Raw genomic sequence first — 16,187 nt, forward strand, 5'->3', positions numbered from 1 at the left:
GCATATTTACATTGAAAGAATAAAAGCTATATCCTTTTTTACAGTTAATTTACTCTTTTAAGGTATAGCAAAGCTAACCGTCTACTTGATATGGCGGTTTCTATCATTTGGTATATTTTTTGGTATATTCTATGTGTTTACTATGTTAAGCAAAATACCATTAGTGCTTTTCGTATATACGTTATCACAGTTTTAAGAAACGGATTATTAGGATAACGTATATGCCTATAACGTCCTTTCCCAACAAGATTACCAGGTACATTATATAATATTCGCCTTATTGTGGTTATCTCATGATGACTCATAAACTCTGGCAAGATAGTCCTTTTGAACCAATTATGGAGATTGTAAGCGATCATTTTGATAAGCAAAAATATTTCGTTGCAAAATTTGTTTCTTTGACTGTTTTTTGAAAAAGCAAATCCTTCTTTTAGTTCATCTATTTTGTTTTCAATGTCGCAGCGTTGGTTGTATTCATGAAATATTTCTTCAGGTGTCATGTACTCAATATTTGTTACTATAGCTTGATATTCATATTTGAATTCGTCTATATCCATACAAATCTGCCCTGTTTTGGGCTGTGGCAGTTTTTTGCGTATAATCACAATTCTGCGTACTTTATCCCATTTAGGCATTTTTGCATATATTTCATTTACACTAAAGGTTTTATCTATTTCAGTCCAAGGATAAAGGTGTTCTCTTTGATTGACATAGTCTATAAAGCATCTGATCCATGCCTGATTTTTAGCTTTCATTACATATTCATAACCTTTAGATTCAAAATACAGCATATTATCGTAGTCAAATGCTCCACGGTCAACGCGTACTCGCTTAATTATCCAATTTTCAGGAAGCTGTTCTTCGCAAGATTTTACAAAATCTAAGAAACCATGATTTGTGTGATGTTTACCTTCTTCAAGAGTAACATTAACAAGTTCATCAGTATTAGCAATAATGCCGATTTTCTCTTTGAAAGATGGTCGACCATGGTACCTTGGATTATAACCTACTGAAGCACCTTCCTGCTCTCCAAATATAGTACAAACTGTATCATCAAAATTCATAATGACTTCACGTTTCGTTCCTTTAGATTGCAAGGAAAGCAAAGTCTTGTTAATAAGTCTTAATTCTTCAAGAGAACTTTCAGGCAAAGCTTTAATTAAGTCTCTGCATACTTTTTCGCTGGGAACTTTATGCCCTTTAATTTCTGTGTATGCATTATCATATCTTAGTTGGTCCATGTGAAGAAAGCGGGTATTCCCTTGAATTACAGAATCAATCATAAAGTCAATAATCTCGGCTGGTTGAAAAACAGCATTTGGTGCTTTTTTAAAGGATAATATGCTTGAAAGAATTTTATTAAAGCCGATTTTTTCTTTAAATGCTTGGATATAGGTGAAAGTTACATTGTTTGATACTGTAAAATTATCAAAAGTTGCTGGCAAAATATATTTTGAAAACCCCTTTTCTTTTGTAAGATTAAGTGTTAAACTCATATTATGGAGATTCTCCTTTCTGTTAATGTTTTTGTTTGACACTTAAATTTTATCAGAAAAAGGGGAATCTCCATATATTTTTTGTAAAAAATTTTTCACTTAATTTAGCCCTCAAATGGCTCTATTTGGGCATTTCGTAAATTCACTTGCCGAATCCAAGGTAAACATTGTTTAGTGAATTCTTTATTACTCATTAACCAAAGTCTTTTGAATAATTTTTTGCAATATTTTCTCAAATACTTTATTGAGCTATTTACCACGATATTATTGACAAAAAAGTGAAGCTAAGCAAAAAGCAATTTAAATAATAACAAGTAGATATAGATACGTTTTTAGATCCTCATTAATATCGTCATTATTACGGTTTATAATTACTAAATTATTACAGTTTATAATTACTAACTAATTATAATTGGATTTTTCCTCCAAAGGGCAAAACAGCCCCTTGGAGGAAATTTTGTTTACTTGTCTATTACCCCAGATCCGAAAAATCCAAGGCACCATCCCATCGGGGTAACAGAAGAAAATGTTATCTTCTGCATATTTTCACCTCCTCCTAAGCAATTTTTATGTTGAGCACATCTCAAAACTTTTTACATAAAAGTTTTGAGATGTGCTTCTAGCCTTTTTGAAATACATTTTTGCTTTACTTTTTTACTTATCTACAACTACAGAATGATAATATATCGCATCCTTTTCTCCACATGGTCCCATACTTCCATCATTTCCTAGCACACTAATACACCATGAATATACTAAAAGAGTAACTATAGAAAAAATAACTAATAATTTTTCTCCTCATACCTCCCCTTGCCTCCCTTTACTTTTCCTTCTCTTACCTATATAATATATGGTAAGTTAAACAATTTCAACCCGAATTGATTCTGGGTGGTGTGTTAAAAAATGGATGGATTTTATTACGATTTAGAAGCTTTTAGCAATGAACTAAGGGATAATAGTTTCAGGGCCAGTAAAATTAACTATTATAGGAATGAAAAAGGGCTGTTTAAAATAAATTGTCTGAAAATTCAAACTTTATTTGAATGTGAATATAAATATGTTCATTTTTTACATGATATAAAAGGCTGTCTATAGATTAAGGATTGAATCAGAAAGATAAATTTAGTTTTAAGGCCCTAGATTTTGAAAAAGCTTATGTCAGAAATATTAATTCTGTTAGCAACCTTGATACTTTTAGCCATATTACTTTACCTACCACCACAATTGTAACTAGTTAAGTTTCGTATACATCGCAGCATGTACTAACATCTGCTGAGTATCGCTTATATTAGGTCCGTTAACTTATCCACACAGGAGGATTTTCAAATGGAATTACACCAACTAAAGTTGCACTCTTTCAAGGAGTGAATCAAGTAAAGAATCTGCGCTCAGAAGCCCTAGTTCTTCAAAACGTAGTCTGGCCTTTCCCAGGTCTATCATAATCTTGACACCTCCATACGGGCACCAATTGGGCACCAAAAAAGGGTTCTGGTACCTTGCCGGATACCTAGAACCCTTGATTTTTCTGGTGGAGCTGATGGGACTTGAACCCACGACTTCCACAATGCCATTGTGGCGCTCTCCCAACTGAGCTACAGCCCCATATTTATTTTTGGTGGAGGTGCGGGGAGTCGAACCCCGGTCCGAAGGCGTCACAGTAAAAGCTTCTCCGAGCGCAGTCGCTGTTTTAATTTTCCCTCAGCGGTTCTCCCAGCGACAGGATAACCGCCTCGGTAGCTTCATAAGTTCCGGTTTTGCCCCGAAGCCTGAGCAAAACCAGTTCCCCACTCTTTTGACGCCCAATCCTGAAACGTGGGCATTTCAGGTTGGACGGCTACCTTAAATTAGGCAGCGTAAGCTAATTCTCTGTCTGCGTTTATTTTTACTCCACCGTTTTTACGAGCTGGCGGACAACTCGGCTCGCTACTTTTACCTCGACTGCCCCCGTCGAAACCAGTACACCCCCATGTTATATGCCTAATTGTTTTTCTTTAAAGTGTTTTTCTAATTCACTTTTTGCATCTCTTCTCGCAATATCTTCTCTCTTATCGTAGAGTTTTTTACCTCTCGCTACAGCTAATTCGACTTTGACAAGGCCTCGCTTTAAATAAAGCTTTGTAGGAATTAAAGTGTAACCCTTCCTTGTCACATAACCAATTAGTTTATTAATCTCATGTCTATTGAGAAGTAATTTTCTAGTCCTTAAGGGGTCTTTATTAAATATATTGCCTTTTTCATAAGGACTTATATGCATATTATAAAGATAAACTTCGTTGTTTTCAACTCTTGCAAAGCTATCTTTTAAATTGACTTTCCCCATCCTAATAGATTTAACTTCAGTTCCACTAAGCACTATTCCTGCTTCATAAGTTTCTTCAATGAAGTAATCATGGTAAGCTTTTTTGTTTTGAGCGATTATTTTAATTTCTTCCTTCGCCAAATTTTAAACACCCTCTTTAGGAGAAAATTGCCCTACTTGTGTGTCACAAATAGGGCACCCTCATCGCTATTATATTATAACACATTTTTAAATAGTGTCAATATATGTTTCAGCTTTTATGCTCGGTTAAGCCAATCTCTAAATTATCTTTTTCTTCTTCTGCTAAAACAAAGTCTATTTCTCTCCTATCCACATCTACATGAACAACTTTTACATAAACCTCTTTACCTATAGAGTAAACTTTTTTGCTCTTTTCACCAATTAAAACATATCTTTCTGGATCAAAATGGTAATAGTCATCCTCCAATGAAGCAACATCTACTAACCCTTCCACAGTGTTGTCAAGTTCTACAAAAAATCCGTAATTTGTCACGTTGGAAATTATCCCTTTATAAACATTCCCTATTCTATCTGCCATGTACTCTACTTTCTTTAATTCTTCTATTTCTCTTTCTGCAGCTTCTGCTGCTCTTTCTCTCTCAGAAGATTTTAAAGCAATGTCATTTAAAATTCTGTTGTAATGGCGTTGCCTTTTTTTTGTTAATTTTCCATTTATGTATTCTTTGATTATCCTATGAATTATAAGGTCAGGATATCGCCTTATGGGGGAAGTAAAGTGAGTATAATATTGGGTCGCCAAAGCATAATGGCCAATGTCTTCTGGACTGTATCTTGCTCTTTTTAAAGACCTTAAAAGCAAAGTTTCTACAACTCTTTGCTCACTCTTTCCTCTCACTTGTCTTATTAACTCTTGCAAAGACTTTGGATGTATTTGTCCTCCTTCAATTCCTTTTATATGGTATCCCAAATTGTGAATAAATTTATTGAAAGCAATTAATTTCTCTATATCCGGATGTTCGTGTATTCTATAAACAAATGGTACATTTACCCAATGCATATGCTCAGCTACCGTTTCATTAGCTACTAACATAAATTCTTCAATTATCCTATGAGCTATATTCCTTTCGACTTTTACAACATCTATTGGTTTACCTTTCTCGTCTACTATTACTTTAGCTTCAGGAAAATCAAAATCTACACTGCCTCTTCTTTTCCTTTTCTCTAGCAAAACAAGAGCTAGCTCTTTCATTAGTTTAAAATCTTCCAATAGGTACTGATACCTCTTTTTTAATTCTTCATCATTTTCTTCTAAAAGTTTGTAAACATTTGTATATGTCATTCTCTCTTTGCTTTTTATAATGCTTTCAAAAATTTCATGGTCTACAACTTCTCCTTGAGAGTTTATTTTCATTTTAACAGTGAGAGTCAGTCTTTCTTCCTGCGGATTTAGACTGCAAATACCATTAGATAACTTAGGTGGCAACATTGGTATTACTCTATCAATGAAATATACACTACAACCTCTTTTTAATGCTTCTTTATCTAAATTCAAACCTTCTTTCACATAATGGCTCACATCTGCAATACTCACATACAGAAGATAATTGCCATCTTGAAGTTTTTGTACACATACTGCATCGTCCAAATCTTTTGCATCTTCTCCATCAATTGTGACAAAATCTAAATCAGTCAAATCAACTCTTCTCTTATTCTCTTCTTCAGGAATTTCTGTCGGTATCTCTTCTGCTTCTTTTAAAACCTCTTTAGGAAAAACTTCAGGAATATCATACGCCCGTATTATAGACATTACATCTATGCCAGGGTCACCTTTGTATCCTAATACTTCTATAATCTCCCCTTCAGGACTTCGCCTTCCTTCAGGCCATTTAGTAATTCTGGCTACAACTTTCATGCCTGTTTTAGCGCCTTTATCTTCTCCTTTAGGAATAAATATATCTTGATGGATCTTTTTGTTGTCTGGCACTACAAAGCCAAAATTTTTGCTTTTTTCGTAAGTTCCAACAATAGTTGTATTTGCCCTTTTGAGAATTTTTACAACTTCTCCTTCTTCGCTCTTTCCATCCACCCTTTTTGTAACTCTCACTAAAACAGTATCGTCATGCATTGCACCGTTCATGCCACTTACAGGTATGAATATGTCCTTTATATTGCTATCTTCGGGAATTAAAAAGCCATAGCCTCTTGAATGAAATTCAATCTTACCTTTTACTAAATCTAATCTTTCAGGAAGAGCATATTTACCTCGTTTTGTTTTAAAAACAAGGCCTTCTTTTTCCATCTCTTTTAATATTTTTTCTAAAATGCTTTTTTGACTATAGTCTATCCCTAATATTTTCATTATTTCTTCTATTTTAGAAGGTTTATAATTCTCTTCTCTCATTAATTCTAAAAGTCTTTCTTTTACGCTCATTCCCATTCCTCACAATCCTATCTGTGGTGCGATTTTTTTCATTTCATTAAGAGCAATCTCTAAAAATTCGTCTAAAGAAATTCCAAATTCTTCACAAGTTTTGATTTGGTCACGGTTTGCTCCTTTAGCAAAAGTCTTGTCTTTAAACTTCTTCTTTAATGATTTTAATTGGACTTCCTCTAACTTCTTAGAAGGCATCACATAAGCTGTTGCAGTAATTAAACCCGATAAAGGATCTACAGCAAAAAGGGCTTTGTCAAGAAGAGTTATCCTCTCAATGCCATGAATTTCATTATGTGCCATAACTGCATGTACTATTTCCTCATCAAGACCATGTTCTCTTAAAATTTCTCCACCCCTTATACTGTGCAACTCTGGATTGTCCTTAGTTTCTTGGTAGTCTATGTCATGTAATATCCCTGTAACTACCCATCTTTCAACATCTTGCCCTAATCTTTCAGCTAACCCTCCCATTATAGCACCTGTCGCTATCATGTGATTTATTAAAGTCTCATCTGATACATATTCTTTGACAAGCGCTAAGGCCGTGTTTCTATCCATTTAACTCTCCTCCTACTATTAAAGTTACCAATTTTACTTAATATTATAACATGAATGGTCAAAAAACAATAACCTTAAACAATGCTCAAAGGCAGCAAATTTTGATTTGCTGCCTTTGAAATTAATTATTTATTATCGTATTTTATTGCCGCCTGAGCAGCAGCCAGTCTTGCAATAGGTACTCTGTAAGGTGAAGCAGAGACATAATCAAGACCTACTTTGTGGCAGAACTCAATAGAAGATGGGTCTCCACCGTGCTCACCACATATACCTACTTCAAGGTCAGGTCTTGTCTGTCTTCCAAGTTTAGTACCCATTTCTACTAACTTGCCAACACCCTCTTGGTCAAGCTTAGCAAATGGATCAAATTCATATATCTTCTTTTCATAATAGGTTTCAAGGAACTTGCCAGCGTCATCCCTTGAGAAACCGAAAGTCATCTGAGTCAAGTCATTAGTACCAAAGGAGAAGAATTCTGCTTCCTTAGCAATTTGGTCAGCTGTAAGAGCTGCTCTTGGTACCTCTATCATTGTTCCTACAAGGTATTTTATCTCAACATTGTTTTCTTTTATAACTTCGTCAGCTACTTTTACTATTATGTCTTTGAGGTATTTAAGCTCTTTAAGTTCACCTACAAGTGGTATCATAATTTGCGGTTTTACGTCTTTGCCTGTTTTCTTCTTTACGTTTATAGCAGCTTCTATAATAGCTCTTGTCTGCATTTCAGCAATTTCTGGATAGGTTATAGCTAATCTACAGCCTCTATGACCTAACATTGGGTTAAACTCTTTTAAGCTTTCTACTGTTGCTTTTAGCTCTTCAAAAGTTATACCCATGTTTTCTGCAAGTTCTTTAATTTCTTCATCTGTATGAGGTAAGAATTCATGCAGTGGTGGATCTAAAAGGCGTATAGTAACAGGGAATTCACCCATAACTTCAAACAAACCTTCAAAGTCTGACCTTTGCATAGGCAATAGTTTTTCTAAAGCTTTTCTTCTTTGTTCTTCTGTCTTTGAGACAATCATTTCTCTCATAGCAGGAATTCTATCTTCATCAAAGAACATATGCTCTGTCCTGCAAAGGCCTATTCCTTCAGCACCAAACTGAACTGCAACTTTTGCATCTCTTGGTATATCTGCATTAGTTTTTACTTTTAATTTTCTATATTTGTCTGCCCAGCTCATGAGAGTTGCAAAATCTCCAGTTAGCTCAGGTGTAACAGTCTTTATTTCACCAATGTACACATTACCTGTGCTACCATCTATAGATATGTAGTCTCCCTCATGAACTTCTATATCGCCAATTCTCATTACTTTTGCTTGCTCGTCTATCTTTGCATCGCCACAACCTACTACGCAAGCTGTACCCATACCTCTTGCCACAACAGCTGCATGAGATGTCATACCGCCACGAGTTGTAAGTATTCCTTGTGCTACAGACATACCTTCAATGTCATCTGGAGATGTCTCTGTTCTTACAAGAATTACTTTTTCTCCTCTTGATTTTGCAGCTTCTATTGCCTCATCAGCAGTAAAATATACTTTTCCTGATGCAGCACCAGGAGAAGCAGGTAAACCTTTTGCAACAGGCTTAGCAGCTTTCAACGCATTTGGCTCAAAGGTTGGATGCAATAACTGGTCCAATTGTTTCGGATCTACTCTTAAGACTGCTGTCTTTTCATCTATTAAGCCTTCAGCCACTAAGTCTACAGCTACTTTCAAAGCTGCTTGAGCAGTTCTCTTTCCGTTTCTTGTCTGTAGCATGTAGAGTTTACCTCTTTCTATAGTAAACTCTATGTCCTGCATGTCTTTGTAGTGTTTCTCCAATTTCTCAGCAATTTCTACGAATTGGTTATATACTTCTGGCATAGTCTCTTTCAAAGTTGAAATTGGCTGAGGCGTTCTAATACCTGCAACAACGTCTTCACCTTGAGCATTCATCAAGAATTCGCCAAATAAAGCTTTTTCACCAGTTGCAGGATTTCTTGTGAAAGCAACACCTGTACCTGAGTCATTGCCCATGTTGCCAAATACCATTGATTGGACATTTACTGCTGTACCCCAATCACTTGGTATGTCGTTAAGTCTTCTGTACACTATAGCCCTTGGATTATCCCAAGACCTAAATACTGCTTTTACAGCTTCTAGAAGTTGATCTTTTGGATCTTGTGGGAAGTCTACTCCCATTTCTTTTTTATAAAGTTCTTTAAATCTTTTTACTACCTCTTTGAGGTTTTCAGCTGTTAAATCTGTATCAAATTTTGCACCATTTTCCTCTTTTATTTCATCTAAAATAGCTTCAAATTTATTCTTGTCAATTCCCATTACAACATCTGAGAACATTTGAATAAATCTTCTATAGCTGTCATAGGCAAATCTTTCATTGTTTGTAGCTTTAGCAAGGCCTTCTACTGTCTCGTCGTTTAAACCAAGGTTTAAAATAGTATCCATCATACCTGGCATTGAAACTCTCGCGCCAGACCTTACAGATACTAATAAAGGATTTGTTGGGTCTCCAAATTTTTTACCTGTAATTTCTTCTAATTTAGCCATATATTCATAGATTTGTTCAACAATTTCTGGAGCTATAGTCTTACCATCTTGATAATACCTTGTACAAGCCTCAGTGGTGACTGTAAATCCTTGGGGAACAGGTAAACCCAACTTTGTCATTTCAGCAAGATTTGCGCCTTTTCCTCCTAAGAGTTCTCTCATTGAAGCATCGCCTTCACTAAATAAATACACATACTTTTTACTCATGAAATCTCTCCTCCTTTTAATACGTTTAATATCACATTAGCTGTTTCTTCTACAGCTTTATTTGTAACATCGATTACAGTACACCCTAATCTCTTCATCACCTCCTCAGCATATTTTATCTCTTTTTTAACTCTTTCTTCAGTAGCGTATATAGCATTAGCATCAAGGCCAAGAGATTTTAATCTCTCTTTCCTTATTTTTACCAAAACTTCAGGATCTATAGTCAACCCAAATATTTTTTTAGGGTTGATTTCAAATAATTCTTGAGGTGGTTCAATTTCTGGCACTAAAGGTAAATTAGCAGCTTTTATATATTTATGAGCAAGGTACATGCACAAAGGTGTTTTGGATGTTCTAGAAACCCCTATAACAACTACATCTGCCAATAGTATACCCATTGCATCTTTACCATCATCATATTTTACGGCAAATTCTATTACTTCGATTTTTTTCAAATAATCTTCTTTATTATTTTTTGCTAAATTGGTATGGGGGGATATACCAGTACTATCTTCAATAGCATTTATCACTGGTCCCATTACATCTACTATTTTTATGCCAAATTTCTGTGCTTTTTTAAGAAGATAATCTTTTAATTCCGGGACCACCATAGTATGGATTATTATGCTATTTGCATCATTAGCTGCTTCCATAATAATTTCTTCTATTTGATTTTTATCACCTACATACGGATATTTTTTTATTTTTTCTATAAAAGTATCAAAGTGAGCAGCAGCAATACTCGCAATGTTTTCTGCTGTATCTACATTAGAATCTGAAACCAAGTAAATTGATACTCCTTCTTCCATTCAAGAAATCCCCCTAACCTTCCCCAAGCTTTACAAACAATTTAGTTATATTAGTTTTCGAAATTCTTCCTGTCACTTTGTATCCTTGTTTTCCATCACTTCCCACTACAGGTTCAACTACAGGAAGACTGTCTACTTCGTGCTCTATAATTTTAACAGCAGCATTATACACAGGCTCATCATCATAAGTTGTAACTATGTTAGGCATACGGGTCATAATTATTCCCACCGGGACCTTATAAATATCAGTGTTGCCTATTGCGATTTTTAAAAAGTCTTTTCTTGAAACAGCGCCCGTTAAAAATCCTCCATCCTGTACAAAAATTGTCCCGACGTCTTTTAAAAAAAGTGTTACAATGGCATCATACACTGATGTACTTTCCTCTACCACTACAGGTAAAGACTTGATATCTTTTACTTTTATGCTCTTTATATAATCTTCTACTAAACTGAGGGGTGATTTTCCTGTATAAAAATATCCCACTTTTGGCCTCGCCTCTAAGATCCCAGACATAGTTAATATTGCCAAATCCGGTCTTAAAGTCGCTCTTGTGACATTTAATTTCTCAGCTATTTGTTCCCCTGTAATGGGTTGATGTTTCTTGACAATGTCAATAATTATATGCTGGCGGTTTGTCAGTTGAATCTTTATCACCCCTTTAAAGTTTTTGACAATTTATACTTTCCTCTGTCGTTTCATAAACGTTTTCTATCGGTTTATTACTTTAGTATAATTATATCACAAGTTTATAAGATAACCAACTTTCTTTTTCGTTTCCTTCCTATTATATCACAAATTATTGTAACATAAAAAAACAAGGAAATCAGTTAAAAATCCTGATTCCCTTAAAAATTTAACCTTTCTTCAAGATATTTCTCTACTTCTTCAATTTTTATTCTCACTTGTTGCATAGTATCTCTATCTCTTATGGTTACACAGTGATCATTTTCCGAATCAAAGTCATAAGTAATACAGAAAGGCGTGCCTATCTCATCCTGTCTTCTATACCTTTTACCTATGCTTCCTGTCTCATCGTAATCTACTACGAATTTATTTCTCAACTGGTCATAAAGCTTATAGGCATTTTCTGATAATTTCTTGGATAATGGAAGCACTGCTGCCTTAATGGGAGCAAGAGCAGGATGAAGCCTTAAAACCACTCTAGTTTCTCCATCTTCTAACTCTTCTTCTTCATAGGCATCTATTAAAAATGCCAACATTAACCTATCTACCCCAACAGAAGGCTCAATGCAATATGGTATGTACTTTTCTCCTGTTACAGGGTCCATATAAGACAGGTCAACTCCCGAATGTTCCATATGTTGCCTTAAATCAAAATCTGTTCTATTAGCTATTCCCCACAACTCTCCCCATCCAAAGGGAAAATTATATTCTATGTCTGTGGTGGCAGTACTATAGTGAGATAGTTCTTCTTTTTTATGGTCTCTAAATCTTAAATTTTCTTCTTTTAAGCCGAATTCTAAAAGCCAATCCATGCAATATTTTCTCCAGTAACTAAACCATTCCATATCTTCTCCCGGTTTACAGAAAAATTCTAATTCCATCTGTTCAAATTCTCTCGTTCTGAATATGAAATTACCAGGAGTAATTTCATTTCTAAAAGATTTACCAATTTGTCCTATTCCAAAAGGTATTTTCTTACGAGTTGTCCTTTGAACATTTTTAAAGTTCACAAAAATTCCTTGTGCGGTTTCAGGTCGCAAATACACTTCTGATTTAGAGTCTTCTGTAACACCTTGATAGGTTTTAAACATGAGATTAAACTTCCTAATATCAGTAAAATTATGGGCACCACATTTTGGACAAGATACTTTATGTTCTTTTATAAATTCCATCATTTGTTCATTTGTCCAACCTTCAATAGAAATATTTAATCCCTTTTCTTTAATGTAGTCTTCAATCAATTGGTCAGCTCTAAATCTTGATTTACACTCTTTACAGTCCATTAAAGGATCGCTAAAACTGCTAACATGACCTGATGCAACCCACACTTCTGGATTCATCAAAATTGCAGAATCAATCCCTACGTTATAAGGACTTTGTTGAATAAATCTTTTCCACCACATCCTTTTAATATTGTTTTTAAGTTCTACTCCCAGAGGTCCATAATCCCAAGTATTAGCAAGTCCTCCGTATATTTCAGACCCTGGAAAAACAAATCCTCTGTTTTTTGCAAGGGCAACTATTTTATCCATTGTAACTGCTTGTGGCATTTAATAACACTCCTTTTTCTCTCGCAATTATGCAAAAACCCTTCATCCCTTTTGGGAAGAAAGGTTTTTAACTTTACTTATTTAAGAATACCAAAGAGACAAGTTTCTGTCAATCTTTTTTCTTTTCTTCTTTTAATACGGTTACGCTTTTATCATGTTTTTCAACTTCAATTGTGCAATTAGCTAAAAGCGCTACTGCCGCTCCTACTAATGTCAACTGAGGAATGATAACTGCAGAAATAGCCCCTGCCGTTACAGGAATCTCCAAAAGAACTTTATCGTCTTTTTTTATTCTTATTTTTGTAACATTACCTTTTTTAATTAATTCTTTTATTTTATCCATAACTTCTGAACCTGCGACTGTAAAGGTCTCAGTCCAACTTTTTCTATTCTCTTCTATATATATCAATGCGTCTACAACACTGCCACCTGACTTCTCTAATGCTTCTTTTGCTTCTTTATAACTTACTCCCATTCTCTCTACTATCATATCTATTTTTTCTAATTCTTCATCTAACACGTTAAACCCTCCTTTCACATATTTTGTAAATTGTCAATAAAATCTTTTGATTTAAACTCTATTTCAAGATGTTCTTTCATATAGGCTGTTATTATTTTATCCACTTCTTCTTTTATAACTCCTGAAACTTTAATATTTTGAAGCTTGTCATAATCTCCTTTAAGAAAATACTTTATAGCTTTTAATGTTACTTCATGTAATGGCTTGGCGTCAAAACATTTATTTTTGCAGTTTATACACACTGCACCCCCGCAGGAATTAGAAAAATATTTTAAATTCTCTCTTTTTCCACAGACAACACAATTATCAAGTTGAGGCATATATCCCAATAAAGAAACTAATTTTAAGTTATAAGAAGAAATAAAAATTAAAGGGTCTATTTGTAGCTCGTCAACTGCTTTTAAAGAATGTTTTAAAAACAGATACAGCCTCTCGCTTTTTTGATTTTCCTCTAAAATTTTGTTTATAGTTTCGGCAATATACGAAGCTACAGAAAATTTGACTAAGTCTTTTTCTATATTTCTATGCGCTTCGATTAACTCCCATTGGTCAATATAGTAATAATTTTTCCCCTCAAAAATAACATAATTGGCAACAATAAAAGGCCTTATTGCATTCACAAAGCGGCTCTTTGAGCGCCTTGCCCCCTTTGCCACTGCCTGGAGTTTGCCATAGCTTTTAGTAAAAAGAGTGGCAATTTTGTCTGTTTCACCTATTAAATTGTTTTTTAATACTATTGCTTCTGTCTTTAACAAGCCCATTTTTTATCAACTCATTTTTAGTTTATTCCATTCCTCTGCAATCTTAACGCCTGCACTTGCCCCAATACGATTAGCTCCTGCTTCAATCATCGCCTTAGCATCTTCAGCAGTTCTTACACAGCCAGAAGCCTTAACACCAAAGTTTTCACCAACTGTCTGTCTCATTAATTTTACATCCTCTACTGTCGCTCCACCTGGTCCAAAGCCAGTAGAAGTCTTAACAAAATCAGCACCTGCTTCTCTTGTGAGCTGACATGCTTTTACCTTTTCTTCATCAGTGAGATAACAGGTTTCTAAAATTACTTTTACAACTATATCTCCATAGGATTTCACCGCTTTTACAACTTCTTCAATTTCTTTTTTCACATAATCATAATCTCCACTCTTTAACATACTTACATTCAACACCATATCTACTTCTGTAGCACCTCTTTTTACTGCATCTACCGCCTCAAAAACTTTACTTTCAATAGTATTTGCCCCTAATGGAAAACCTATCACTGTGCAAACTTTCACATCTGTATCTTTCAACATACTATAGGCAAGGTCTACAAAGCAGGGGTTTATGCAGACAGAAGCAAATCCATACTCTTTTGCCTCATTACAAAGTTTTTCTATTTCACTTTTTGTCGCATTTGGCTTCAGTAGAGTGTGGTCAATCATTTTTGCTATGTTCATGACATAACCTCCTTTTGTTTTCACTAAATACTTTACTATTCGTAAGTTTTCTTGTCAATGGCATATCCTAATTTTTTAAGTAACGTTGTATTGTCTCTCCACCCCTTCCTCGTCTTTACCCATAGGTCAAGAAAAACCTGTTTTCCATAAAATTCTTCTAAATCAAGTCGCGCACTTTGACCTATCTTTTTTAGCATTTGCCCATTTTTGCCTATAATAATTCCTTTGTGGGACTCTTTCTCACAGTAAATATATGCTTCAATGTCTATTATATCTTTATCTTCCCTCTCTTTAATAGATTCTACTTCCACATAAACACCGTGAGGTACTTCTTCCTCTAAAAAGTGTAACATCTTCTCTCGAATTATTTCTGCCACTATTAATTTTTCGGGCTGATCTGTTATATAATCATCCAAATAATATTTGGGGCCTTCTGGCAAAAGTGATACAATTTTTTCTTTTAACAAATCTATATTTTTATTTTCAATAGCAGAAATAGCTACTACATCTTTAAACTCATATTGCTCTTTAAAAATTTTTATAGTCTCTTCTACTCTTTTCTCAGGCACCAAATCTATTTTGTTGACTACAAGTATGACAGGTGTATCTACTTCTTTTAAATGTTCGATTATGTATCTATCTCCAGGTCCTACTTCCGTATCTGGTTCTATCATATACAAAATAAGGTCAACTTCCTTCAATGTTCTTTTAGCTACCTCAATCATAAATTCGCTTAATTTAGATTTAGGTTTATGAATGCCAGGAGTGTCAACAAAAATAACCTGGTATTCATCTGTTGTCAAAATCCCACGAATGGTATTTCGAGTAGTTTGGGGTTTGGGAGAAGTAATAGCAATCTTCTCTTGTAAAATTGCATTTAAAAGAGTAGATTTACCTACATTAGTTCTACCAACTAATGCTACAAAACCAGCTTTATGGCCCATATCATCACTCCTTATTTGATTATTTGAAAAATCAACACTGTAATCAATATCCCAAATAAACCTCCAAAAAATACCTGAGAAAAAGAGTGGATTTTACCTTCTACTCTGCTTTCAGCCACCATAAGAGCAAGTAAAAAACCTAAAGTGGCAATAAAAGCATTTGCTGTCATAAAAGTTATAGCTGTCGCAGTAGCAAAAGCAATAGCACTATGAGCGCTGGGCATTCCTCCCCTCATAGGAGTTCCTTCTTTAAAATGTACCTTTAAAATTACAGTCAAAAACACTACAACTAAAAGATTTATAACTGTGATATGAATGGGTGACTCTCTAAGCTTTAATAAAATTATTTTTGTCCAAGGATTTACCCTATCAAAAAATATTAAATAAGCTACAAGAATGGCATTTATTGCGGATATAAGAACTGCCCCTGCAGCTACATTTTTCGCGACCTTAGCCAAAGGATTATAATTTTTAACCATCATGTCAATTGTGGTTTCAATAGCCGTATTTATCATTTCAGAAATTAAAACTAAAGAAATTGTAAATAAAATTACCACAAATTCTACTCTTGAAAGGTCAAAAAAAAGGCAAAAGAATAATACCAATATCGCTATGGCAAAGTGAACCTTCATGTTTCTTTGGGTCTTAAAAGCATGTAAAATGCCCTCTATCGCATAATTAAAGCTGTCAATTAAATTTCTCGATTTCACAA

The 16,187-nt window shown here is 34.5% G+C and carries 13 protein-coding genes, 1 tRNA gene, 1 other RNA gene and 1 pseudogene; 1 reads left to right on the forward strand and 15 read right to left on the reverse strand.

Annotation, left to right across the window (positions count from 1 at the left end; all coding sequences use genetic code 11):
* Nucleotides 1-140: 140 nt before the first annotated feature.
* Nucleotides 141-1,496, reverse strand: coding sequence for an IS1380-like element ISTps2 family transposase (locus tag THEBR_RS06860; RefSeq protein WP_003867561.1), 1,356 nt, complete (start codon nt 1,494-1,496; stop codon nt 141-143).
* A gap of 1,081 nt (nt 1,497-2,577) precedes the next feature.
* On the opposite strand from THEBR_RS06860, the pseudogene THEBR_RS12070 reads away from it, so the two are divergent.
* Nucleotides 2,578-2,734: pseudogene (locus THEBR_RS12070) on the forward strand (transposase); the annotation flags it as partial.
* A 288-nt stretch (nt 2,735-3,022) separates the two neighbouring features.
* On the opposite strand, the gene THEBR_RS06875 reads toward THEBR_RS12070, so the two are convergent.
* The 14 genes from THEBR_RS06875 to THEBR_RS06935 all read right to left on the reverse strand — a co-directional run bounded on the left by THEBR_RS06875 (nt 3,023) and on the right by THEBR_RS06935 (nt 16,185).
* Nucleotides 3,023-3,098, reverse strand: a tRNA-Ala gene (locus THEBR_RS06875).
* Between the two features lie 11 nt (nt 3,099-3,109).
* Nucleotides 3,110-3,462: a transfer-messenger RNA gene (ssrA, locus tag THEBR_RS11800) on the reverse strand.
* A gap of 3 nt (nt 3,463-3,465) precedes the next feature.
* Nucleotides 3,466-3,936, reverse strand: a complete 471-nt coding sequence (gene smpB, locus THEBR_RS06880; protein WP_012269405.1) for an SsrA-binding protein SmpB — start codon at nt 3,934-3,936, stop codon at nt 3,466-3,468.
* 109 nt (nt 3,937-4,045) lie between these two features.
* A complete protein-coding gene (gene rnr, locus THEBR_RS06885) occupies nt 4,046-6,208 on the reverse strand; it encodes a ribonuclease R (RefSeq protein ID WP_013570817.1) in 2,163 nt (720 codons plus the stop codon).
* 9 nt (nt 6,209-6,217) lie between these two features.
* Entirely contained in the window at nt 6,218-6,769 is a 552-nt protein-coding gene (locus tag THEBR_RS06890; protein WP_003867907.1) for an HD domain-containing protein, read from the reverse strand.
* A 125-nt stretch (nt 6,770-6,894) separates the two neighbouring features.
* Nucleotides 6,895-9,528 (reverse strand): pyruvate, phosphate dikinase, encoded by a 2,634-nt coding sequence (gene ppdK, locus THEBR_RS06895; protein ID WP_003867908.1) that lies wholly within the window; start codon nt 9,526-9,528, stop codon nt 6,895-6,897.
* Entirely contained in the window at nt 9,525-10,337 is an 813-nt protein-coding gene (locus THEBR_RS06900; protein ID WP_003867909.1) for a pyruvate, water dikinase regulatory protein, read from the reverse strand. The genes ppdK and THEBR_RS06900 overlap by 4 nt, the downstream gene beginning before the upstream one ends.
* 13 nt (nt 10,338-10,350) lie before the next feature.
* Nucleotides 10,351-10,992 (reverse strand): transcriptional regulator CcpN, encoded by a 642-nt coding sequence (ccpN, locus tag THEBR_RS06905; protein ID WP_003867910.1) that lies wholly within the window; start codon nt 10,990-10,992, stop codon nt 10,351-10,353.
* Nucleotides 10,993-11,183: 191 nt separating this feature from the next.
* Nucleotides 11,184-12,572, reverse strand: a complete 1,389-nt coding sequence (locus tag THEBR_RS06910) for a glycine--tRNA ligase (protein WP_003867911.1) — start codon at nt 12,570-12,572, stop codon at nt 11,184-11,186.
* Between the two features lie 109 nt (nt 12,573-12,681).
* Complete coding sequence (locus tag THEBR_RS06915) at nt 12,682-13,092, reverse strand: DUF4342 domain-containing protein (protein WP_003867912.1); 411 nt, start codon at nt 13,090-13,092, stop codon at nt 12,682-12,684.
* Nucleotides 13,093-13,106: 14 nt separating this feature from the next.
* Nucleotides 13,107-13,853, reverse strand: a complete 747-nt coding sequence (gene recO, locus THEBR_RS06920; protein ID WP_003867913.1) for a DNA repair protein RecO — start codon at nt 13,851-13,853, stop codon at nt 13,107-13,109.
* A 6-nt stretch (nt 13,854-13,859) separates the two neighbouring features.
* Complete coding sequence (gene deoC / locus THEBR_RS06925; protein ID WP_003867914.1) at nt 13,860-14,531, reverse strand: deoxyribose-phosphate aldolase; 672 nt, start codon at nt 14,529-14,531, stop codon at nt 13,860-13,862.
* A 35-nt stretch (nt 14,532-14,566) separates the two neighbouring features.
* The gene (era, locus tag THEBR_RS06930) at nt 14,567-15,475 is read right to left on the reverse strand and encodes a GTPase Era (protein WP_003867915.1); all 909 of its coding nucleotides are present in this window, start codon (nt 15,473-15,475) and stop codon (nt 14,567-14,569) included.
* Nucleotides 15,476-15,486: 11 nt separating this feature from the next.
* Entirely contained in the window at nt 15,487-16,185 is a 699-nt protein-coding gene (locus THEBR_RS06935) for a diacylglycerol kinase (RefSeq protein WP_003867916.1), read from the reverse strand.
* Nucleotides 16,186-16,187 lie beyond the last annotated feature (2 nt).

The organism is Thermoanaerobacter brockii subsp. finnii Ako-1, from assembly GCF_000175295.2.
GTDB lineage: Bacteria > Bacillota > Thermoanaerobacteria > Thermoanaerobacterales > Thermoanaerobacteraceae > Thermoanaerobacter > Thermoanaerobacter pseudethanolicus.